The sequence below is a fragment of the Klebsiella sp. A52 genome (genome assembly GCF_018388785.1).
Classification (GTDB): domain Bacteria; phylum Pseudomonadota; class Gammaproteobacteria; order Enterobacterales; family Enterobacteriaceae; genus Klebsiella; species Klebsiella aerogenes.
In genome coordinates this window covers 1,527,678-1,550,941 of record NZ_CP074437.1, presented here as the reverse complement: position 1 = coordinate 1,550,941, position 23,264 = coordinate 1,527,678, and the positions used below count along the sequence as shown (strand labels likewise).

Genomic DNA, 23,264 nt, shown 5'->3' with positions numbered 1-23,264 from the left:
CCGGATATCGCTTTTGCGGAGTCTCTATGTCCTGGTTACTCGAAATGAAGAACATCACCAAAGCCTTCGGCGCGGTTAAAGCCGTGGATAACGTCAGCCTGCGGCTGAATGCCGGGGAAGTGGTGTCGTTATGCGGTGAAAATGGTTCGGGGAAATCAACGCTGATGAAAGTGCTGTGCGGGATCTATCCGCACGGCAGCTACGAAGGTGAAATTATTTTCGCCGGCGAGACGCTGCAGGCGAATCATATTCGCGATACCGAGCGTAAAGGTATCGCCATTATTCACCAGGAGCTGGCGTTGGTGAAGCATCTCACGGTGCTGGAAAATATCTTTCTCGGCGCCGAGATCTCACGCCATGGCCTGCTGGATTACGAAACCATGACCCTGCGCTGCCAGAAGCTGTTGGCGCAGGTGAATTTATCGATCTCGCCGGATACCCGCGTCGGTGATTTAGGTCTGGGCCAGCAGCAGCTGGTCGAGATCGCCAAGGCGCTGAATAAACAGGTATGTTTGCTGATCCTCGATGAACCCACGGCATCGTTAACTGAACAAGAAACCGCGACGCTGCTGGCGATTATTCGCGATCTGCAAAACCACGGTATCGCCTGTATTTATATTTCGCACAAGCTCAATGAAGTTAAAGCCATCTCCGACACTATCTGCGTAATACGTGACGGTCAGCATATTGGCACCCGCGACGCCAGCGGAATGAACGAAGATGACATCATCACTATGATGGTCGGGCGCGAGCTCACGGCGCTGTATCCAAACGAACCCCATAGCCATGGCGAAGAAATCTTGCGTGTCGAGCATCTCACCGCATGGCACCCGGTAAACCGCCATATTAAGCGCGTCAACGACGTCTCATTTACCCTCCGCCGCGGCGAAATCCTCGGCATCGCCGGGTTAGTCGGCGCCGGGCGCACCGAAGCCGTACAGTGCCTGTTTGGCGTCTGGCCGGGGCGCTGGCAGGGAAGCATTTTTATCGATGGCCAACCGGTGACAATTAACAATTGCCAACAGGCGATTGCCCATGGCATCGCCATGGTACCGGAAGATCGCAAAAAAGACGGCATCGTGCCGGTGATGGCAGTCGGCAAGAACATCACTCTCGCGGCGTTAAACCAGTTCACCGGCCCGGTGAGCAGTCTCGACGACGCCGCAGAGCAGCACTGCATCCAGCAGTCGATTCAGCGGCTGAAAATTAAAACGTCATCGCCGGATCTGGCGATTGGCCGCCTGAGCGGCGGCAATCAACAAAAGGCGATTCTGGCCCGCTGCCTGCTGCTCAACCCGCGCATCTTGATCCTCGATGAACCAACCCGCGGCATCGATATCGGCGCGAAATACGAAATCTACAAGCTTATCAATCAACTGGTGCAGCAAGGCATCGCCGTCATCGTCATCTCATCCGAACTGCCTGAAGTGCTCGGGCTGAGCGATAGGGTACTGGTGATGCACGAAGGCAAGCTTAAGGCCGATTTACTTAATCAAGGTCTGACCCAGGAACAGGTGATGGAAGCCGCGCTGAGGAGCGAACGCCATGTCGAAAAACACGTCGTCTGAAATCAAACTCACCCCATCCGCCCCTGCCGCTTTTCCGGCGCTGAAAGGGCTTAATCTCCAGGTTTTCGTGATGATCGCCGCGATTATCGCCATTATGCTGTTTTTTACCTGGGTTACCGACGGCGCCTATTTGAGCGCACGTAATATTTCCAACCTCCTGCGGCAAACCGCCATCACCGGCATCCTCGCCGTCGGCATGGTGTTTGTGATCATTTCGGCGGAAATTGACCTCTCCGTCGGCTCGATGATGGGTCTGCTCGGCGGGGCGGCGGCGATTTTCGACGTCTGGCTCGGCTGGCCGCTACCGCTCACCATCCTCGTTACGTTGGTTATGGGGCTACTGCTCGGCGCGTGGAACGGATGGTGGGTCGCCTATCGTAAGGTGCCCTCTTTCATTGTGACCCTTGCCGGCATGCTGGCGTTTCGCGGAATTTTAATCGGCATTACCAACGGTACCACCGTCTCGCCCACCACGCCGGCAATGTCGCAAATCGGCCAAAGTTATTTACCGGACGGCATCGGCTTTGGAATCGGCGTTATTGGCATGGCGGCTTTTATCATCTGGCAATGGCGCGGACGGATGCGCCGACAGGCGTTAGGGCTGGCGACCACCAGTTCTGGCGGCGCCGTTGGTCGTCAGACCATCACCGCGGTTATTGTGCTGGGCGCTATCTGGCTGCTCAATGACTATCGCGGCGTACCGACGCCGGTGCTCATACTCGCCGCTCTGCTGCTGGCGGGCATGTTTATGGCGACCCGCACCGCTTTTGGCCGCCGCATCTATGCCATTGGCGGCAATCTGGAAGCGGCTCGCCTCTCCGGGATTAACGTCGAGCGCACCAAGCTTGCGGTCTTCGCCATTAACGGCCTGATGGTGGCCATCGCCGGGTTGATTCTCAGCTCGCGGCTGGGAGCAGGTTCGCCTTCCGCCGGCAACATCGCCGAACTGGACGCTATCGCCGCCTGCGTGATTGGCGGCACCAGTCTGGCGGGCGGCGTCGGCAGCGTTGCTGGCGCGGTGATGGGGGCATTTATTATGTCGGCGCTGGATAATGGCATGAGCATGATGGACGTCGCCACCTTCTGGCAATACATCGTCAAAGGCGCCATTTTACTGTTGGCGGTCTGGATGGATTCGGCTACCAAACGGAGAACATAACGGTATCACTATGAAAAATGCCCGAATAACTTGCGCCACCGCCAAACTTCGCAATAAGGCGCTTGAAATAATTCGGGCATTAGCCGGTATTGTATGACCGGGGTAAGAGCAGGAATATCATCTATGTTTGAAAAGCGTCACCGCATTACGCTGTTATTCAACGCCAACAAAGCCTATGACCGTCAGGTGGTTGAAGGCGTTGGCGAATATCTGCAGGCATCACAGCTGGAATGGGATATTTTTATCGAAGAGGATTTTCGCGCGCGTATCGAAAACATCAAAGAGTGGCTGGGTGATGGCGTGATCGCCGATTACGACGACCCGGAGATTGAAAAGCTACTGGCGGATGTCAAAGTGCCGATTATCGGCGTCGGCGGCTCCTACCATAAGCCAGAATGCTATCCGCCTGTTCACTATATCGCCACCGATAATGCCGCGCTGGTCGAAAGCGCATTCCTGCATCTGAAAGAAAAAGGCGTGAACCGCTTCGCCTTTTACGGGCTACCGACCTCCAGCGGCAAGCGCTGGGCGATGGAGCGCGAACACGCCTTCAGCCAGCTAGTCGCCAAAGAAAAATACCGTGGCGTGGTCTATCAGGGGCTGGAGACCGCGCCGGAGAACTGGCAGCATGCGCAAAATCGGCTCGCCGACTGGCTACAAACGCTGCCGCCGCAAACCGGCATTATCGCCGTGACCGATGCCCGGGCACGTCACGTCCTGCAGGCCTGTGAGCTGCTGCATATTCCGGTGCCGGAAAAATTATGCGTTATCGGTATCGATAACGAAGAATTGACCCGCTATCTCTCCCGCGTCGCGCTCTCTTCCGTGGCGCAAGGTACCCGGCAAATGGGCTACCAGGCGGCGAAACTACTGCACCGTTTAATGGAAAACGAAGCGCTGCCGCTGCAGCGCCTGCTGGTGCCGCCGATGCGCGTCATTGAGCGGCGTTCCACCGATTATCGCTCACTCACCGACCCTGCGGTGATTCAGGCGATGCATTACATCCGCAACCACGCCTGCAAAGGCATTAAGGTTGAGCAGGTGCTCGACGCCGTCGGTATTTCCCGCTCTAATCTGGAGAAACGCTTTAAAGAAGAGGTCGGCGAGACCATCCACACGGTGATCCACAGCGAAAAGCTGGAAAAAGCGCGCAGCCTGCTGGTCTCCACCACGCTATCGATAAACGAAATTTCGCAGATGTGCGGTTATCCGTCGCTGCAGTATTTCTATTCGGTGTTTAAGAAAGAGTACGACGTGACGCCAAAGGAATACCGCGGCCAGCACAGTGAAGTAATGATGTAGCGGGAAAGAAAAATGCCCGGGTTTACGCACCGGGCATTGATGATTACATATGAGCGGCAATTAAGCGCTGATTGTCCTGATACATGGCGAAGAGATAGTTGTTGTAGCTCGACCCTTTTGTCGAATATCCCTTCAGCTTGTGGATCATCGCGCTGGCAGTTACTTCCTGATCCGTCTTACGCAGCTGTGCGCGAGACTTACGGAAGGATGAATAAGCCGGGTGCGTATTCAGGTTTTTTACATAAGCCTGAACCGACTGCTCGACAGATTCAAACTGGGAGTAGCCTTTCATTGCACCGCGACAGTTACCGCCGCCACACTTCATACCAAACAGGTTGTTGTTCTCACGCGCCAGCTTCGAGGTGCCCCAACCGCTTTCCGCCGCCGCCATGGTTGCCACCATGCTGTTCGGAATAATGTCGACGCGCTCAAGCAGCGAGTTCCATGGTATATGGCGAGTATTGCCAGACCACTTCACTTTATAACGTGAGGCGATGTCTTTCAGGCGCGCCTGCTCGCTCGGCGACCAACGGCCGTCGTATTGCTTAGAGACAAGCCAGTTACGATCTGCCGTGATCGCTTGATTTTGCTTTGTAATGTAAGGCATAACCGTCCGGAGAAACGCTTTTTTCCTTGGTGTCCCGGAAGGGTATTTTCGCAAATCAGGAAGTGAACTGCTCTTTACACTATTGCGAGAATACTCTTGTTTACTGCTAACCTTGATACTACTGGGCTTCTTTACTTTCTTAACTACTGAGGCTTTATGACTCTTTGTTGCTGTGTGCGTTGTCGCCAACACACTACCTGAAAATATACAGGTAAGTAACATGAGTATCGCAGCCCCATATCGTCGCATGGGAATCGATATCATTAGGTCTCCTGGTCGGATTTACTCATTCCAACACCTTGTTTTTCGCAAAAAATCGATAGTTGAATCGCGAATAGTATCAAAAATACCCAGAGAGAGCATCAAGAGAAATAGTCCAATTCCGAATCGCTGTCATCTGAAATCGGTTTCTGCACCGTCGCGAAGGTGCAGAAATGCTATCTCCGTCTCATTTATAGCTCATTTTTTGAACTAAATCACTCACCCCTTTTCATCCTCCCCGCAAATTTAGCGGCAGGATGAGTTCAACCTTATGGCGCGCAGGCACACTGTGATAAAAACCGCTAACAGGACTCCAGCATGAAACTCGCTGCGCTCGCCTCGCTACTGCTGCCCGGGATGGCTTTTGCCGCCTGGACAACCGCTGACTTTCCCGCCTTCACTGAACAGGATGCAGGCCGCTTCACGACACAAAATGAGGTGACGAAGGGTACCCGCCCTTTGCGGATAAGTTTTGACCAACAGTGCTGGCAGCCTGCGGGGGCGATAAAACTCAATCAGATGCTATCGCTGGAACCTTGTCGGGATACGCCGCCGCAGTGGCGCGTGTTCCGCGACGGGCGCTATACGCTGGAAGTCGATACCCGCTCCGGTACGCCAACGCTGATGCTGTCGCTGGCGGAACAGGAAACAGCCAGCACGCAGCCGCTGGTGCGCCAGTGTCCGAAATGGGATGGTAAACCGTTAACGTTTGATGTCGGCCAGACGTTTGCCGAGGGAAGCCAGGTCCGCGATTTTTACAGCGGTAATATCGCTACGGTGAAAGCGGGCAAAATCACGCTGCGGCCCGCCGAAGGCAGTAATGGGCTCCTGCTGCTTGAAAAAGCGGATAGCGCCGCCAGCGCGGCGTTTAACTGGCATAACGCCACGATCTATTTTGTCCTGACCGATCGCTTCGTCAACGGCAATCCGGCCAACGACAACAGCTACGGGCGCCATAAAGACGGTATGCAGGAGATAGGCACCTTCCACGGCGGCGATTTACAGGGGCTGACCAGCAAGCTGGATTATCTTCAACAGCTTGGCGTCAACGCGCTGTGGATAAGCTCGCCGCTGGAGCAAATTCACGGCTGGGTTGGCGGCGGCGCCAAAGGCGACTTCCCCCACTACGCTTATCACGGTTACTACACCCAGGACTGGACCCGTCTTGACGCCAACATGGGTGACGAAGCCGATCTTCGGCAACTGGTCGATGAAGCCCATCGGCGCGGCATGCGCGTCCTGTTTGATATCGTCATGAATCACACCGGTTACGCCACGCTCGCCGATATGCAGGAATTTCACTTCGGTTCCTTGTACCTGAAAGGCGATGAACTGAAAAAAACACTTGGCGAGCGCTGGACCGACTGGAAACCGGCGCCGGGGCAAAGTTGGCATAGCTTCAATGACTATATCAACTTCAGCGATAAAGCGGGCTGGGAACAATGGTGGGGGAAAAAATGGATCCGCACCGATATCGGCGACTACGACAATCCAGGTTTCGACGATCTCACCATGTCGCTGGCGTTCCTGCCGGATCTGAAAACCGAATCGACGCTCCCTTCTGGCTTGCCAAATTTCTACCGTCACAAGCCGGATGCCGCCGCCAAAGAGATAGCCGGCTACACGCCGCGCGACTATCTGACCCACTGGCTTAGCCAATGGGTACGCGACTATGGGATTGACGGTTTCCGCGTCGATACTGCGAAACACGTCGAACTGGACGCCTGGCAGCAGCTCAAAACGCAGGCCACGGCCGCGCTGGCAGACTGGAAAAAAGCGAATCCGCAGAAAGCGCTGGATGACGCCCCATTCTGGATGACCGGCGAGGCCTGGGGCCACGGCGTGATGCAGAGCGACTACTATCGCCACGGTTTCGACGCGATGATTAATTTCGATTATCAGGATCAAGCGGCGAAAGCAGCAAACTGTCTCGCAAACATGGACGCCACCTGGCAGCAGATGGCGGACAAGCTGCAGGATTTCAACGTGCTGAGCTATCTCTCCTCGCACGATACCCGCCTGTTCCGCGAAGGCGGAAGCCGGGCGGCGGAACTGCTATTACTCGCGCCAGGCGCCGTACAACTCTTCTATGGCGATGAATCTTCACGTCCGTTCGGCCCCACGGGTTCCGACCCGCTGCAGGGTACCCGCTCCGATATGAACTGGCAGGATGTTGTCGGTAGCGCATCCGATAACGTCGCGCACTGGCAAAAAATCGCCCAATTCCGCGCCCGCCATCCGGCCATTGGTATGGGTAAACAACAGACGCTGATGCTAGAGCAGGGCTATGGTTTCGTGCGTGAAAGCAGCGCTGATAAAGTGATGGTTGTCTGGGCCGGACAGCAATAGCAGTCGCTTACTGGGCTCCTTGCCGCTGGCGGGAGCCTTTTCAGCACAAATTACTAATATCTCCCCTATTAGCAGAACAAAAAATAGATCGCTCCCTCCTGTGCCGATTTGCACCGCGTTGACGCTGGCGTTATGGTAATTCCCTTTCCAGAAGACCAACAGAATATCCGCGATGACATTTTCACTTTTCGGCGACAAATTCACCCGTCATTCAGGCATCACCCGCCTGATGGAAGACCTCAATGACGGCCTGCGCACACCGGGCGCGATCATGCTGGGCGGCGGCAACCCCGCGCAAATCCCGGAGATGAATGAATACTTCAATAGCCTGCTGGCCGATATGCTGGATAACGGCAAAGCCCTTGATGCGCTTTGCAATTATGATGGTCCGCAAGGGAAAAGCGAGCTTCTGACCTTGCTTGCGCAAATGCTGCGCGAAGAATTAGGCTGGGAGATCGAACCACAGAATATTGCTCTGACGAATGGCAGCCAGAGCGCATTTTTCTACTTATTTAACCTGTTTGCCGGCCGCCGTGCCGACGGCACCACCCGCAAGGTGCTGTTCCCGCTGACGCCGGAATATATCGGCTACGCCGATTCCGGGCTGGAAGAGGATCTGTTTGTCGCCACCCGCCCCAACATTGAACTGCTGCCGGAAGGCCAGTTCAAATATCACGTGGACTTCGAACACCTGCAGATCACCGAAGAGACGGGAATGATCTGCGTCTCCCGGCCAACCAACCCGACCGGTAACGTCATTACCGATGAAGAGCTCATCAAACTGGATGCTCTCGCTAACCAGCATGGCGTCCCGCTGGTTATTGATAACGCCTATGGCGTACCTTTCCCCGGCATTATCTTTAGCGAAGCGCGCCCGCTGTGGAACCCGAATATTGTGCTGTGCATGAGTTTATCCAAGCTCGGACTGCCGGGCACCCGCTGCGGCATCATCATCGCCAACGAAAAAATCATCACCGCGATCAGTAATATGAACGGCATTATCAGCCTCGCCCCGGGCGGAATTGGGCCGGCGATGATGTGCGAAATGATCAAGCGCAAGGACCTGCTGCGGTTGTCCGAAACGGTAATTAAACCGTTCTATTATCAGCGTGTTCAGGAAACTATCGCTACCATTCGCCGCTATTTGCCGGAAGAACGCTGCCTGATTCATAAACCGGAAGGGGCGATTTTCCTGTGGCTGTGGTTTAAGGATCTGCCGATCTCCACCGAGCTGCTGTATCAGCGCCTGAAGCAACGCGGCGTGCTGATGGTACCGGGCGATTACTTCTTCCCGGGGCTGGACAAGCCGTGGCCGCATACGCATCAGTGCATGCGCATGAACTACGTGCCGGACCCGGAGAAAATCGAGGCGGGGGTTAAAATTCTTGCCGAAGAGATTGAGCGCGCCTGGCAGGAGCAAGACGCCTGATGATGTTCCCGGCCATCGCTGGCCGGGAACATCCAGTTACATTGCCTGCGCCGCCCAACGACGGCGCTCGGCGCTTAATCTTTCCAGCTCGGCGGGCTCAATACAGCGCAGCGCCTGAGTCGGGCAGGCCGCTACGCACGCCGGCCCCGTTTGCCGGTGCGCGCACAGGTCGCACTTCAGCGCCTGCACGCCTTCGTCGGTCAACATGACCGTCATCGCCCCATAAGGGCACGCCACCATACAGCTTTTACAACCAATGCACAGCCGTTGATCGACTCGCCAGACGTCGCCCTCATGGCGTATTGCCCCTTCCGGGCAGACGTTCGCGCAAGGGGCATCTTCGCACTGACGACACAGCGTCGCCGTTGATAACTCATCGCTCTTCACTACCCGGATCCGCGGCGCAAAGCGTCTTGCAGAAACGGTAGAACAATCCTGCCCCTGCTGATGCGACACCACGCAGGCCACCTCGCAGGTTCGGCAGCCAATACACTTTTGTGCATCGGCGATAATAAACCGGTTCATCCTCAACTCCCTTCGGGATAAAAACGCAGCGTGCCAGAAAAACCCCGCTGCGCGCTTTGATCCTGAATGGAATCAGCTGCGTTTTAGGCAAATACCCAGCAAGATCTCGCCAGTTGCCTTAGCCTTCGCGAATAACAAACCCCAGCTCGCGGGAAATCGCCTCTGCCGTTTCACGCAATGGTTTAAGCAGATTTTTCTCACCAACCTGTTTCAGGCGCGAAGTCGACAGCGAAATCGAAATGGCGTAAGGCACGCGACCGTGAATATCGAATACCGGTACCGCCAGGCACGAGACGCCGAGTTCGTTCTCTTCGCGGTCCATCGCCATATTACGTTCGCGAATCTGCGCCAGCTCGTCGTTCATCGCCGGCAGGCCGGTAATGGTGTTACGGGTCAACGGCTGAATAATATCCTGATGGCTGTCCCAGTAGCTGGCAACGTAGTCAGGATGGCCGAACGCCATGTAGATCTTACCCATCGCCGAACAGTACAGCGGCATATGCTGGCCAATATAGGCGCGGGTACGCAGCATACCGGTAGTCGGCTCCAGCTTATAAATCAGAATCGCGTGGTCGTCCTCACGGCTGGAGAAGTTCACCGTCTCGCCGGTGGCGATGTTTAAAGCTTCAAGATGCGGCGCAGCGACATGAATAATATTCAGCGACGACAGCGCCTTTTGGCCCACGGCTATAAATTTGGTGGTCAGGCGGTAACTTCCGGCGGCAGGCGCCGGCGTAACGTAGCCACAGGACTGCAGGCCCTGCAACAACCGATGCACGGTACTTTTGTTCAGGCCCGCCAGTTCAGACAGATGCGCCAACGGACAACCGTTTGGATAGTTACTGAGGATCTCAATCAGCATTAACCCGCGAAATAGACTCTGGCTTCCAGCTGGCCTCTCTTTCTCTTGCGTCATTTCACTCTCTTTTGTGCCCATCGCTTCGGCTTCCTTTTTAATCGCGCTCTGATGGTAGCGCAAAGTGTGGTTCAGTTCACGATCTGAACCGAAAAAACACAACCAACTGATTTTAATGATTTTTAAAAATAGCATCTGCCGTTGATCTGTCAAAAATTGATCGTTATATTTGAAATCATATTTCGATATGTGAAACGTGAAGATAAAAAATCACTCAAATCCTAAGGGGAACACGGGAATGAAAGTAACTTTTGCGCAGCTAAAAGAGGCGTTCAATCGGGTATTACTCTCACGCGGTATTGCGGCGGAAACCGCCGACGCCTGCGCGGAAATGTTCGCCCGCACCACGGAATCCGGCGTCTACTCACACGGAGTGAATCGCTTTCCACGTTTTATTCAGCAACTGGATAACGGCGATATCATTCCGGATGCGAAACCTCAGCGCGTCACCAGCCTTGGCGCTATTGAGCAGTGGGATGCCCGGCGTTCGATTGGCAATCTGACGGCGAAAAAGATGATGGATCGCGCCATTGAATTGGCCTCCGACCACGGCATTGGCCTGGTGGCATTACGCAACGCCAACCACTGGATGCGCGGCGGCAGCTACGGCTGGCAGGCGGCGGAAAAAGGCTATATCGGCATTTGCTGGACCAACTCCATCGCCGTCATGCCGCCGTGGGGCGCGAAAGAGTGCCGCATTGGCACCAATCCGCTGATCGTGGCAATTCCCTCCACTCCCATCACAATGGTCGATATGTCGATGTCGATGTTCTCTTACGGCATGCTGGAGGTTAATCGCCTGGCTGGCCGCACGCTGCCGGTAGATGGCGGGTTTGATGATGACGGTAATTTGACGAAAGAACCCGGCGTGATTGAGAAAAATCGCCGTATCCTGCCGATGGGCTACTGGAAGGGTTCCGGTTTATCAATTGTGCTGGATATGATAGCCACTCTGCTTTCCAACGGTTCCTCCGTTGCTGAAGTCACCCAGGACAATAGCGACGAATATGGCGTATCGCAGATTTTCATCGCCATTGAAGTCGACAAGCTCATTGATGGCAAAACTCGCGATGCCAAACTACAGCGGATCATGGACTTTATCACCACCGCCGAACGCGCCGATGAAAATGTGGCGGTCCGCCTACCGGGCCACGAGTTTACGCGATTGCTGGAAGAAAACCGCCGTAATGGGATCACCGTCGACGACAGCGTATGGGCCAAAATTCAGGCTCTATAGGGGAAACCACTATGATCTTCGGCCATATTTCACAACCGAATCCGTGCCGTCTACCGGCAGCGATTGAAAAGGCGCTCGATTTTCTTCGGACTACCGATTTTCGCCACCACCCGCCCGGCGTCGTCGAAATTGAGGGTAAGAATATTTTTGCGCAGATCATCGATCTGACCACCCGCGCGGCGACAGAAAACCGTCCGGAGGTACATCGGCGTTATTTAGATATTCAATTTCTCGCTTCCGGTGAAGAAAAAATAGGTATCGCCATCGATAGCGGAAATAACCAGATCAGCGAATCGTTATTAGAACAGCGCGATATTATTTTTTATCACGATAGTCAACACGAATCGTTTATTGAAATGATACCCGGTAGCTATGCCATATTCTTTCCACAAGATGTGCATCGCCCTGGATGCATTAAAATGACTGCCACCCCTATTAGAAAAATAGTCATCAAGGTAGCTATCGATATTCTGTAAAAGAACTAATTATCTCATTAAATTTACAGGAGCACATAATGAACATTACTACCGGTTATATTATCGGTGCGTATCCCTGTGCCCCCTCATTTCACCAAAAGAGTGAAGAGGAAGAGAAGGAATTCTGGCGACAACTTGCCGATACTCCAGATATTCGTGGCATAGAACAGCCTTGTCTTGAGCATATCCATCCTTTAGGCGATGAGTGGCTGCTGCGCCATACGCCGGATAACTGGCAAATTGTGATTACCGCCATTATGGAAACCATGCGCCGCCGCGGAGAGAACGCGGGTTTCGGTCTGGCCTCCAGCGATGAACAACAGCGTGTAGCCTGCGTTGAATACTACCGCCACCTTCATCGCAAAATTAATAAAATCAACGGTATTCAACCCGGCAAAGTCACCGCACTTGAGTTACAGGCCGCGCCGCTGGCGGGAGATCAAAACATCACCCAGGCAACGGACGCCTTTTCCCGCTCGCTCAAAGAAATCGCCAGTTGGGACTGGCGCTGCGATCTGGTGCTGGAACACTGTGACGCGATGAATGGCCCGGCGCCGCGTAAAGGCTTTCTGCCCCTGGATAATGTACTGGAAGTTATTGCCGACTATGAGATAAGCGTGTGCATTAACTGGGCGCGCTCGGCCATTGAAGGCCGCGATACCGCGCTGCCGTTGGCCCATACCCGGCAGGTTAAACAGGCCGGTAAACTGGGCGCGCTGATGTTTTCCGGCACCACCCAAACAGGCGAATATGGCGAATGGCAGGATTTACACGCGCCGTTTGCCCCCTTCTGCCCGCAAAGCCTGATGACCGCGCAGCATGCCCGCGATATTTTCGCCTGCGCCGCCGGCGCATCGTTGCAGTTCGCCGGTATTAAATTACTGGAAATAGACGCGAATGCCGATGTTAACCACCGCATAGCCATTTTGCGTGACGGTATCACCCTATTAAAAAACGCATAAGAACAACTACGTTTTCATTGTCATAATATTTACTCTACGAGAATATTAATATGAACATGACCTCTCGCCCTACAGCAAAAGATATTCCACGCCAGCGTTGGCTGAGAATTATCCCACCGATTCTTATTGCCTGTATTATTTCCTATATGGACCGCGTTAATATCGCATTTGCGATGCCGGGCGGTATGGATGCCGAACTGGGTATTTCCGCCACCATGGCGGGGCTCGCTGGCGGTATTTTCTTTATTGGTTATTTATTCTTACAAGTCCCTGGCGGAAAAATTGCCGTACACGGCAGCGGCAAGAAATTTATCGGCTGGTCGCTGGTCGCCTGGGCCATTATTTCCGTACTGACCGGTTTAATCACCAATCAATACCAACTGCTGATCCTGCGCTTCTTATTAGGGGTGGCGGAAGGCGGCATGCTGCCGGTGGTGCTAACGATGATCAGCAACTGGTTCCCGGACGCTGAACGCGGTCGCGCCAACGCCATTGTGATTATGTTTGTGCCGATTGCCGGGATTATTACCGCCCCGCTGTCAGGCTGGATCATCACCGTTCTCGACTGGCGCTGGCTATTTATTATCGAAGGCTTGCTCTCGGTGGTCGTGCTGGCGCTGTGGGCATACACCGTTTATGACCGCCCGCAGGAAGCGCGCTGGATATCCGCAGCGGAAAAAACCTACCTGGTCGAAACGCTGGCGGCGGAACAAAAGGCGATTGCCGGAACTGAAGTCAAAAATGCCTCGCTCGGCGCGGTGCTCTCTGACAAAACCATGTGGCAGCTCATCGCCCTTAACTTCTTCTACCAAACCGGGATTTACGGTTACACCCTGTGGCTGCCGACCATTCTGAAAGAGCTGACCCATAGCAGCATGGGACAAGTCGGCGTGCTCGCCATCCTGCCCTACGTTGGCGCGATTGCCGGTATGTTCCTTTTCTCTTCGCTCTCCGATCGTACCGGCAAACGCAAGCTATTCGTCTGCCTGCCGCTGATCGGCTTCGCACTGTGCATGTTCCTCTCCGTGGCGTTGAAAAATCACATCTGGCTGGCCTATGCCGCGCTGGTTGGCTGCGGATTCTTCCTGCAATCCGCCGCAGGCGTGTTCTGGACCATACCGGCACGCCTGTTCAGCGCCGAAATGGCCGGCGGCGCCCGCGGGGTGATCAACGCTCTCGGTAACCTCGGCGGCTTCTGCGGTCCTTACGCCGTGGGCGTACTGATCACCCTCTACAGCAAAGATGCCGGCGTCTATTGCCTGGCTATCTCACTGGCGCTGGCGGCCCTGATGGCGCTGCTGCTGCCGGCAAAATGCGATGCCGGCGCAGCACCCGCAAAGACGATGACTCCGCGTAACCACGCAGCTTAAAACTGTCCCGGACGGCCAGGCGTCGTCCGGAAAAACTGGAAGACTAAGATGAGTGAAAAAGAGACCTTCTGGCTGGGTATCGATTGTGGCGGTACTTATCTAAAAGCCGGTTTATATAACAGCCAGGGCGTAGAGCGGCGTATCGAGCGCTGCCCTTTACGCACCCTCAGCGCGCAGCCGGGATACGCCGAGCGGGAAATGGATCTGCTCTGGCAACGCTGCCATGAAACCATCGCCAGGCTGCTCAGCGCCGCTAACGTCAATGGTAAGCAAATCAAGGGCATCGCTATCTCCGCGCAGGGCAAAGGGCTATTTCTACTTGATAAACAGGATCGCCCGTTAGGTAACGCGATGCTCTCCTCCGATCGTCGGGCGTTGGAAATCGTTCAACGCTGGCAGCAGGATGGCATCCCTGAGCGACTGTATCCCCTTACCCGCCAGACGCTGTGGACCGGCCATCCCGCTTCATTGCTGCGGTGGCTGAAAGAAAATGAACCGCAGCGCTATGGGCAAATCGGCTGCGTCATGATGGCCCATGATTATCTTCGCTGGCGTTTAACCGGGATGAAGGGCTGCGAAGAGAGCAACATTTCTGAGTCCAATCTCTACAACATGAACAGCGGGCAATACGACCCGCGCCTGACCCAGTGGTTAGGCATAAGTGAAATTGACGAGGCGCTACCGCCGATCGTCGGCTCTGCGGAAATATGCGGGGAAATCACCGCTCAGGCGGCCGCCGTTACCGGTCTGGCGGCGGGTACGCCCGTCGTCGGCGGTCTGTTTGATGTGGTTTCTACCGCGCTCTGCGCGGGCCTCAACGATGAATCAGTGCTCAATGCGGTGATGGGGACCTGGGCGGTCACCAGCGGGATCACCCACGGACTGCGTGAGCATGAGGCTCATCCTTACGTCTATGGCCGTTTCGTCAATGACGGTGAATACATCGTCCACGAAGCGAGCCCCACCTCTTCCGGCAATCTTGAATGGTTTACCGCGCAGTGGGGCGGGCTCTCATTTACCGAGATTAATGAGGCCGTCGCCAGCCTGCCAAAAGCGGGAAGCGAGCTCTTCTTTCTGCCGTTCCTTTACGGTAGCAACGCCGGCCTGGAGATGACCGGCGGTTTTTACGGCATGCAGGCCATGCACACCCGCGCGCATTTACTACAGGCGGTGTATGAAGGGGTGGTCTTCAGCCATATGACACATCTCAACCGCATGCGCGAGCGCTTTACCCAAGTCCAGGCTCTGCGCGTCACCGGCGGTCCGGCGCATTCCGAGGTATGGATGCAAATGCTGGCGGACGTCAGCGGTCTGCGCATCGAACTGCCGCAGGTTGAAGAGACCGGTTGTTTTGGCGCCGCGCTTGCCGCCCGCGTCGGTACCGGCGTCTATCGCCACTTCCGCGAGGCCCTGAGCAGCCTGCAGCATCCGGTACGAACCCTGCTGCCTGACATGACCGCGCACCGTCTTTATCAGCGTAAATACCGCCAATACCAGCAATTGATTAGCGCACTACAGGGCTATCACGCCCGCATTAAGGAGCACACATTATGAGCCGACCATTACTACAACTGGCGCTCGACCATACCAGCCTGGAAGCCGCCCAGCGCGATGTCGCCGTACTGCGCCATCACGTTGATATCGTGGAAGCGGGCACAATTCTGTGTCTGACGGAAGGACTCAACGCGGTAAAAGCCCTGCGCGCCCAGTGTCCGGATAAAATTATCGTCGCCGACTGGAAAGTCGCCGACGCTGGCGAAACGCTGGCCCAACAGGCCTTTGCCGCAGGCGCCAACTGGATGACCATTATCTGCGCCGCGCCGCTGGCGACCGTTGAGAAAGGCCATGCCGTCGCCCAGTCCTGCGGCGGCGATATTCAGATTGAACTCTTCGGTAACTGGACGCTGGATGACGCGCGCGACTGGTACCGCATCGGCGTCCGCCAGGCGATTTATCACCGCGGCCGCGATGCACAGGCCAGCGGCCAGCAGTGGGGCGACGCCGATCTGGCGCGTATGAAAGCGCTGTCGGATATCGGCCTGCAACTGTCTATTACCGGCGGCATCACACCGGCCGACTTACCGCTGTTTAGCGATATTGACGTCAAAGCGTTTATTGCCGGACGCGCGCTGGCGGGCGCGGCGCAGCCCGCGCAGGTTGCGAGTGATTTCCAAACCCAAATCAACGCCATCTGGGGAGAACAGCATGCGTAATCATCCCTTAGGCATCTATGAGAAAGCGCTGGCGAAAAATCTTAGCTGGCCAGAACGGCTGGTGCTGGCGAAAAGCTGCGGTTTTGATTTTGTCGAAATGTCGGTCGATGAAACCGACGAACGTCTGGCGCGCCTGGAGTGGAGCGCCACCCAGCGCGCCTCTCTGGTCGCGGCGATGCTGGAGACCGGGGTAGCCATTCCGTCAATGTGCCTGTCTGCCCATCGCCGCTTCCCGTTTGGCAGCCGCGATGAGCCAACCCGACTGCGGGCGCGCGAGATCATGACCAAAGCCATTCAGCTGGCTCGCGATTTAGGGATCCGCACCATCCAACTGGCAGGTTATGACGTCTACTACGAAGAACACGATGACGGCACGCAGCAGCGTTTTGCCGAAGGGCTGGCGTGGGCGGTCGAACAGGCGGCCGCGGCGCAGGTTATGCTGGCGGTCGAAATCATGGACACCGCGTTTATGAACTCCATCAGCAAATGGAAAAAGTGGGACGAGATGCTCGCCTCGCCGTGGTTCAGCGTCTATCCGGACGTCGGCAATCTGAGCGCCTGGGGCAACGACGTCAGCGCCGAGCTTAAACTGGGCATCGACCGCATCGCCGCTATCCATCTTAAAGACGCGCTACCCGTAACCGCACAATCGCCGGGGCAGTTTCGCGACGTCCCCTTCGGCGAGGGTTGTGTCGATTTTGTCGGCATCTTCAAAACGCTGCATGAGCTGAACTATCGCGGTTCATTCTTAATTGAGATGTGGACGGAAAAAGCCAAAGAGCCGGTACTGGAAATTATACAGGCGCGCCGCTGGATAGAAGCGCGGATGCAAGAAGGAGGTTTCACATGTTAGAACAATTGAAGTCTGAGGTATTAGCCGCCAACCTGGCGCTACCTGCGCATCAGCTAGTGACGTTCACCTGGGGCAACGTGAGCGCCGTCGATGAAACGGGCAAGCTGATGGTTATCAAGCCATCCGGGGTGGAGTACGACGTCATGCGCGCTGACGACATGGTGGTCGTCGATATCGCCAGCGGCCATGTGGTTGAAGGCGCTAAAAAGCCCTCCTCCGATACGCCAACCCATCTTGCGTTGTACCGCCGCTACCCGCAAATCGGCGGTATCGTTCACACCCACTCGCGCCACGCGACGATCTGGTCGCAGGCAGGGTTGGATTTACCGGCCTGGGGCACCACGCACGCGGATTATTTTTATGGCGCGATCCCCTGTACCCGCCTGATGACTGCCGATGAAATTAATGGTGAATATGAGTATCAGACCGGCGAGGTGATCGTTAAAACCTTTGAAGCGCGCGATCTCGATCCCATGCAGGTCCCGGCAGTGCTAGTGCATTCACACGGTCCGTTTGCGTGGGGTAAAAACGCCGCCGACGCCGTGCATAATGCCGTCGTCCTCGAAGAGTGCGCTTATATGGGGCTTTTTTCCCGTCAGCTCACGCCACAGCTGGCCGATATGCAGCAAGAACTGCTCGACAAACATTATCTGCGTAAGCACGGCGCGAATGCCTATTACGGGCAAAACTAACATCACCCGGCGGCGTATCGCCGCCGGGGAGTTTTTAGGATTACATCGCGGCACGGAAAATCGCCATGATTTCTTCGTGGGTCGCCTGAATCGGATTGGTTAAACCGCAGGCATCTTTCAGCGCGTTGCTGGCCAGTAGCGGAATATCCTCTTCTTTAACGTTCAGATCGCGCAGACCGGCCGGAATGCCGACTTTACGCGCCAGCTCGCGGATGGCCGCGATGCAGGCTTCCGCGCCCTGTTTGTCATTCAGCCCGGCAACGTTCACACCCATCGCCTGCGCGCAGTCACGCAGACGCGCGGCGGCGACGCTGCAGTTATACTCCTGCACGAATGGCAGCAGGACGGCGTTGCAGACGCCGTGCGGCAGATCGTAGAAGCCGCCCAGCTGGTGCGCCATCGCGTGGACATAGCCCAGCGACGCGTTGTTGAAGGCCATCCCGGCGAGGAACTGCGCATAGGCCATTGCTTCACGCGCCTGTTCATTACCGCCATCTTCCACTGCGTGAGTTAAATTCTGTGAAATCATGGTCATCGCTTTCAACGCGCAGGCATCGGTGATCGGCGTCGCCGCGATAGAAACATAGGCTTCGATAGCGTGAGTCAGCGCGTCCATACCGGTAGCGGCGGTCAGTGATTTCGGCATCCCCATCATCAGCGAAGAGTCGTTAACCGACAGAACCGGCGTCACGTGCTTATCGACAATCGCCATTTTGATGTGGCGATCGACATCGGTGATGATGCAGAAGCGGGTCATTTCAGAAGCCGTACCGGCGGTGGTATTGATAGCGATCATCGGCAGTTGCGGTTTTGCCGAACGGTCCACCCCTTCATAGTCACGGATGTTGCCGCCGTTTGCCGCGACCAGCGCGATCCCTTTCGCGCAATCGTGCGGCGAACCGCCGCCCAGAGAAATCACGCAGTCGCAGTTATTCTCTTTCAGCAGCGCCAGGCCGTTTTCGACGTTCAGAGTCGTCGGGTTCGGGTGCACGCCGTCATACACCACGCTGAAGATATCCCGTTCCTGCAACGCCTTTTGTACTTCACCCGCCATACCTAATTTATTCAGCATCGCGTCGGTGACGATTAATGCCCGACGATATCCGTATTGCTGGATAGTATTCATCGCTTCAGTAACAGAACCAGCGCCAATAACGTTTACTGGCGGAATATAAAAAGTCGATGCAGCCATGATGATTCCTTCATTTAGGTGAATATCATGGAAGGGTACGAGGATGTCGCAATAAAAAACATGACCTGAACGCCATTTTTGGCAAGAAATTGGATGAAAAACAGTACGTTAATATTTTCATTTTTAACGTACTGTTAAACATTACCGGCTTAATTTTTCATTTGCGTTATTATTCGCCGTTTTTATTTTCAGGGAATAACAGCGCGTCGCGGAGAAGATGATCGTTACCACGACGGCGGGTAAAGCCAATGCGGTCGAAATATTCAAGAATTTGAATCGCCAGTTTACGGCCAATATTTAGCGTATCGCGAAAATCCGCTGCGCAGGTGGAACCGCGCTGCAGATCCAGGCGGCGGATCAACTGCGCAAATTCAACGATGCGATCGTTGCGATAATAACGATCTTTTACGATCGCCGTAATCATCCCCTGCTGCGCCGCCTGCCGCAGCACCGCGCGCATCAACGACTCTTCGACGTTCAGATCGCGCGCCAGGTCGCGTACCCACCATGGCTCATCGGCGAAGAGCGGTTCCACGCGCTGCCAGATGGCCTGCTGCTCATCGGTAAACCCGGCTTTATGCTCCGGCAGGTGCAGCCAGCCGTGATGGCTTTGAATGACGCCGCTGCTGCGCATCTGTTCAATCAACAGCAGCACCAGCGCTTCATCTTCCATCGGCAGCGCAATTCGCCGCAGGCGTTCACGACCGGGCCCCGGCTCATCGCGATGCTGGTCGTGATAACGGGCCAGCGCGTCGAGCAGCTTTTTCTGCCAGCGGGCGGCCAGCGGCGCGCTAAGCAGACTGTTACCGGCCTGCAGGTAATCCGGACGGTTAATTAATGCCGTCAGGCCGTCGGCGCTCAGCTGCCGCGCCCAGGCAAACTCGTCAAGACGCACCGCATCACGCTGCAGATGAATATCCAACGCCTGCGCGTCGTCTCGCGCGGCGGCGAGCAAAGAGAGCCACTGCAGATATTCCGGTTTGCGTTTACCGCGGCGCGGCGGATTCAGCGTCACCACCCGCGCGCCAGCCAGCGTCAAACGGGCGGAGATATCGCGCAACACCAGGCGATCGTTATCCGCCAGCCACAGCGGGGTATCCAGCACCAGCTCGGCCAAATTGCCTTCCAGTAGCGAAACGCGGCCGGTGATATGGCTGGCGGCATGGTGGATGTGCAGCGACTGCCACTGGCTGAGCGGCGCGTGGCAGGTCAGCTCGACAATCGCCCGCTCGCAAGGTTCTGCGGGCTGCGCCGAGAGCAGCCAGTCGCCGCGGCTGAGATCCTCTTTTTGCGCGTCGCCGACGATGTTCAGCGCGATACGCTGCCCGGCCCGCGCCTGCTCAACCGGCTGATTTTGCGCATGCAGCCCGCGGACGCGCATGGGTTTATTGGCGCCGGTCAGCCAGAGGGTATCGCCGATTTTTACCTCGCCGGATAACGCCGTTCCGGTCACCACCAGCCCCGCGCCCTTGACGGTAAAGGCGCGATCCAGCGCCAGACGAAAACGCTGCTGTCGCGGATGCTCGCGCTCAGCCAGCTGAAGCAAATGGCTGCGCAGTTCGGCAATGCCGAGATTTTCCGTCGCCGCGGTGGCGAAGAAAGCAGCGGCGTCGAACCCCAGCTCGCTCAGCGTGGATTCCACCTGCGCCCGAACTTCGGCAACGCGCGCCGCTTCCACGCGGTCCGTTTTGGTCAACGCGACGGTTAACGTCGGTTTTCCCGTCAGCTGCAGAATCGCCAGATGCTCGCGGGTTTGCGCCATCACGCCGTCATCGCAGGCCACCACCAACAGCGCGTGATCGATCCCGCCCACGCCGGCCAGCATGTTGGACAAAAACTTTTCATGCCCCGGAACATCGATAAAACCCAACACCCGGCCATCGGGCTGCGGCCAATAGGCGTAGCCGAGATCGATAGTCATCCCGCGTGATTTCTCTTCCGGCAGGCGATCGGCGTTGACGCCGGTAATCGCCTGCAGCAGCGTGGTTTTGCCGTGGTCCACATGACCGGCGGTGGCAATAATCATCTCAATAACATCTCCATAAACCGGGGTTCATCTTCAAGACAGCGCAGATCCAGCCACAGACGGCCATCATAGATTCTGCCGATCGTCGGTATCGGTAAGGCGCGCCAGCGGGCGGCCAGCGCTTCCAGCTGGCTGCCGCGACCATCGCGCGGCGTAAAGGTTAACGCGGCGCTGGGCAGTCGGTCGACCGGCAACGACCCGCTGCCAATCTGCGACAAACACGCTTCAACGCGCACCTCAAAATCGCTATAGTGCGCCGCCAGCCCAGGCTGTATGCGTTCGCCCTGCTGGCGAATATCCTCGGCGCGGCGAGTTAGCAGGCGTAGCGTCGGCAGCTCGTCGGTCAGCGCTTCCGGATGCAAATACAGCCGCAGAGTCGCCTCCAGCGCCGCCAGGGTCATTTTATCCGCCCGCAGCGCGCGCTTAAGCGGATGACTCTGTAACTTCGCGATCAGCGACCTGTCGCCGACGATAATCCCCGCCTGCGGCCCGCCGAGCAGCTTATCGCCGGAAAAGCTCACCAGGTTCACGCCCGCGGCAATCAATTCCTGCGGCATTGGTTCTTTCGGTAAACCGTACTGGCTCAAATCCACCAGCGAGCCGCTGCCGAGATCGGCCACCACCGGTACGCCATATTCGCGGCCAATTTCCGCCAGTTCCGCTTCATCAATCGCTTTGGTAAAACCTTCAATGCTGTAGTTGCTGGTATGCACTTTCATCAGCAGGGCGGTCTGCTCATTGATAGCCTGACGATAATCTTTGGCGTGGGTGCGGTTAGTGGTGCCCACTTCATGCAGCAGACAGCCGGCCTGGCGCATGACGTCGGGGATGCGAAATGCGCCGCCGATCTCGACCAGTTCGCCGCGCGAGACCACCACTTCTTTCCCGCTGGCCGTCGCCGCCAGCATCAGCAGCACCGCCGCCGCGTTGTTATTGACGATACAGGCATCTTCCGCGCCGGTAATGCGGCACAGCAGATCGGCCAATGCCCGGTCGCGATGACCGCGTCCGGCATCATCGAGATCGTATTCCAGCGTGACCGGCGCGCGCATCGCCTGCGCTACCGCCTGTACCGCGGCTTCCGCCTGGATTGCGCGCCCCAGATTGGTGTGCAGCACGGTGCCCGTGAGGTTGAATACCGGACGCAGCGCGCTCTGCTGATTAAGATTCAGCCGGCTGGCGGTCTCTTGCGGCCAGTCGTCGCACCACTCTGGCAATGCCTGCGCCTGGCGGATATGCTCCCGCGCCTCATCCAACATCTGGCGCAGCAGCGCCACGATTTGCGAATGGCCATGACGATCGAGCAGTAAAGCAAAAGCGGGATCGCGAAGTAAACGATCAATGGCCGGAAGCCGGGTATAAAGCGCGCGAGTATCGGTAGACATGAGTGAACCTGACGATAAGTTATTTTCCCCCCTCCCGACGGGAGAGGGAGTCAACAATGAGTGGCGATTGTAACGCCTGCGCGAGGAAACTGTTACCTGCCTGGGTCAACTCCCTGGCGGTTCGGTACGCGCAAAACTGGCGCGCTGAAATAAGGTCTCGACCAGTTTGACCAGTTTTGGCCGCGTCGCGCACCATCCGGGAGCCACGCGACGGAAATTCAGATAAGCAATGGCGCAGGCGGCAGTAATGGTCGCCAGATTCAGTTCACCATTACGCAAGGTACCGTCGACGGCATACCCTTCCAACATATCAAGACCGCGGGCGATTTTTTCCCGCTGGCGGAGCAGCTCGGTTTCTGACTGCTGGGCCGCCGGACGCGCTTTTTCCCGCACCAGCGCGATCGCCGCCTCCATGAGGCCGTCAGATAAGGCTTCCAGCTGGCGTATCTTCAGCGCCGCCAGAGGTTCCGCGGGCAGCATCGCCGGCGCGACGTTAAGCAGTTCCAGATATTGCGCAATAATGGGCGAATCAAACCAGCACGCGCCGTCATCGGTCAGCAGCGCCGGGACTTTACCCAGCGGGTTGTACTGCGCCACGCCGTTGACGTCGTTATAGGGGAATTCGTTCACAAACTCGAAGGGAATCGCCTTTTCCAGCAAGATGACGGAAATTTTACGTACAAAAGGACTGGTATAGCTGCCGATAAGTTTCATTGCCTGCTCCTTTCGCCAACGAAAAGAT

Annotated in this window: 20 protein-coding genes; 13 read left to right on the top strand and 7 right to left on the bottom strand. The window is 56.3% G+C overall.

Annotated features, from left to right (window positions below; translation table 11 throughout):
* The first annotated feature begins 26 nt into the window (after window positions 1–26).
* The 3 genes from KGA69_RS07220 to xylR all read left to right on the top strand — a co-directional run bounded on the left by KGA69_RS07220 (window position 27) and on the right by xylR (window position 4,029).
* Window positions 27–1,568 (top strand): xylose ABC transporter ATP-binding protein, encoded by a 1,542-nt coding sequence (locus KGA69_RS07220; protein WP_213292938.1) that lies wholly within the window; start codon window positions 27–29, stop codon window positions 1,566–1,568.
* Entirely contained in the window at window positions 1,546–2,727 is a 1,182-nt protein-coding gene (xylH, locus tag KGA69_RS07215; RefSeq protein ID WP_045390712.1) for a xylose ABC transporter permease XylH, read from the top strand. The genes KGA69_RS07220 and xylH overlap by 23 nt, the downstream gene beginning before the upstream one ends.
* A gap of 123 nt (window positions 2,728–2,850) precedes the next feature.
* Complete coding sequence (gene xylR / locus KGA69_RS07210; RefSeq protein WP_213292937.1) at window positions 2,851–4,029, top strand: D-xylose utilization transcriptional activator XylR; 1,179 nt, start codon at window positions 2,851–2,853, stop codon at window positions 4,027–4,029.
* Window positions 4,030–4,072: 43 nt separating this feature from the next.
* Here xylR and KGA69_RS07205 read toward each other — a convergent pair whose 3' ends face one another.
* The gene (locus KGA69_RS07205; RefSeq protein ID WP_063447255.1) at window positions 4,073–4,900 is read right to left on the bottom strand and encodes a protein bax; all 828 of its coding nucleotides are present in this window, start codon (window positions 4,898–4,900) and stop codon (window positions 4,073–4,075) included.
* 315 nt (window positions 4,901–5,215) lie between these two features.
* Between KGA69_RS07205 and KGA69_RS07200 the strand changes: the two genes are divergently transcribed.
* Together KGA69_RS07200 and avtA are read left to right on the top strand one after the other, a co-directional pair.
* Window positions 5,216–7,246 carry an alpha-amylase gene (locus tag KGA69_RS07200; protein ID WP_063447254.1) on the top strand — a complete coding sequence of 677 codons (2,031 nt, stop codon included), beginning with the start codon at window positions 5,216–5,218 and terminating at the stop codon, window positions 7,244–7,246.
* A gap of 172 nt (window positions 7,247–7,418) precedes the next feature.
* Complete coding sequence (avtA, locus tag KGA69_RS07195) at window positions 7,419–8,675, top strand: valine--pyruvate transaminase (protein ID WP_015369199.1); 1,257 nt, start codon at window positions 7,419–7,421, stop codon at window positions 8,673–8,675.
* Between the two features lie 36 nt (window positions 8,676–8,711).
* Here avtA and KGA69_RS07190 read toward each other — a convergent pair whose 3' ends face one another.
* Both KGA69_RS07190 and yiaJ read right to left on the bottom strand, forming a co-directional pair.
* Complete coding sequence (locus KGA69_RS07190; RefSeq protein ID WP_045390701.1) at window positions 8,712–9,200, bottom strand: 4Fe-4S binding protein; 489 nt, start codon at window positions 9,198–9,200, stop codon at window positions 8,712–8,714.
* 118 nt (window positions 9,201–9,318) lie between these two features.
* Window positions 9,319–10,137 (bottom strand): IclR family transcriptional regulator YiaJ, encoded by an 819-nt coding sequence (gene yiaJ, locus KGA69_RS07185; RefSeq protein ID WP_045390824.1) that lies wholly within the window; start codon window positions 10,135–10,137, stop codon window positions 9,319–9,321.
* A 217-nt stretch (window positions 10,138–10,354) separates the two neighbouring features.
* Here yiaJ and yiaK point away from each other — a divergent pair, with 217 nt between their 5' ends.
* From yiaK to araD, 8 genes are read left to right on the top strand one after another with little or no spacing between them, the layout of a single operon-like run.
* A complete protein-coding gene (yiaK, locus tag KGA69_RS07180; protein WP_045390698.1) occupies window positions 10,355–11,353 on the top strand; it encodes a 3-dehydro-L-gulonate 2-dehydrogenase in 999 nt (332 codons plus the stop codon).
* Between the two features lie 11 nt (window positions 11,354–11,364).
* A complete protein-coding gene (locus KGA69_RS07175) occupies window positions 11,365–11,829 on the top strand; it encodes a YhcH/YjgK/YiaL family protein (RefSeq protein WP_213292936.1) in 465 nt (154 codons plus the stop codon).
* Between the two features lie 38 nt (window positions 11,830–11,867).
* On the top strand, window positions 11,868–12,791 hold the full coding sequence (locus KGA69_RS07170; protein WP_213292935.1) for a DUF4862 family protein: 924 nt from the start codon (window positions 11,868–11,870) through the stop codon (window positions 12,789–12,791).
* A gap of 50 nt (window positions 12,792–12,841) precedes the next feature.
* Window positions 12,842–14,161: an MFS transporter gene (locus tag KGA69_RS07165; RefSeq protein WP_047047711.1), complete on the top strand. Its 1,320-nt coding sequence runs from the start codon at window positions 12,842–12,844 to the stop codon at window positions 14,159–14,161.
* 48 nt (window positions 14,162–14,209) lie between these two features.
* Window positions 14,210–15,715, top strand: a complete 1,506-nt coding sequence (locus tag KGA69_RS07160; RefSeq protein ID WP_045390687.1) for an FGGY-family carbohydrate kinase — start codon at window positions 14,210–14,212, stop codon at window positions 15,713–15,715.
* Complete coding sequence (gene ulaD, locus KGA69_RS07155; RefSeq protein WP_045390684.1) at window positions 15,712–16,374, top strand: 3-keto-L-gulonate-6-phosphate decarboxylase UlaD; 663 nt, start codon at window positions 15,712–15,714, stop codon at window positions 16,372–16,374. The genes KGA69_RS07160 and ulaD overlap by 4 nt, the downstream gene beginning before the upstream one ends.
* On the top strand, window positions 16,367–17,227 hold the full coding sequence (locus tag KGA69_RS07150) for an L-ribulose-5-phosphate 3-epimerase (RefSeq protein WP_213292934.1): 861 nt from the start codon (window positions 16,367–16,369) through the stop codon (window positions 17,225–17,227). The genes ulaD and KGA69_RS07150 overlap by 8 nt, the downstream gene beginning before the upstream one ends.
* The gene (gene araD, locus KGA69_RS07145; protein ID WP_049060720.1) at window positions 17,221–17,919 is read left to right on the top strand and encodes an L-ribulose-5-phosphate 4-epimerase; all 699 of its coding nucleotides are present in this window, start codon (window positions 17,221–17,223) and stop codon (window positions 17,917–17,919) included. The genes KGA69_RS07150 and araD overlap by 7 nt, the downstream gene beginning before the upstream one ends.
* Before the next feature lie 40 nt (window positions 17,920–17,959).
* Here the strand turns inward: araD and yiaY are convergent, their stop codons facing one another.
* The 4 genes from yiaY to KGA69_RS07125 form a co-directional block, all read right to left on the bottom strand.
* A complete protein-coding gene (gene yiaY / locus KGA69_RS07140) occupies window positions 17,960–19,111 on the bottom strand; it encodes an L-threonine dehydrogenase (protein WP_045359266.1) in 1,152 nt (383 codons plus the stop codon).
* 169 nt (window positions 19,112–19,280) lie between these two features.
* Entirely contained in the window at window positions 19,281–21,137 is a 1,857-nt protein-coding gene (gene selB, locus KGA69_RS07135; RefSeq protein ID WP_045390675.1) for a selenocysteine-specific translation elongation factor, read from the bottom strand.
* Window positions 21,134–22,522, bottom strand: a complete 1,389-nt coding sequence (gene selA, locus KGA69_RS07130) for an L-seryl-tRNA(Sec) selenium transferase (RefSeq protein ID WP_213292933.1) — start codon at window positions 22,520–22,522, stop codon at window positions 21,134–21,136. Before selA ends, selB begins: the two co-directional genes overlap by 4 nt.
* Before the next feature lie 105 nt (window positions 22,523–22,627).
* Window positions 22,628–23,236: a glutathione S-transferase gene (locus KGA69_RS07125; protein ID WP_213292932.1), complete on the bottom strand. Its 609-nt coding sequence runs from the start codon at window positions 23,234–23,236 to the stop codon at window positions 22,628–22,630.
* Window positions 23,237–23,264 lie beyond the last annotated feature (28 nt).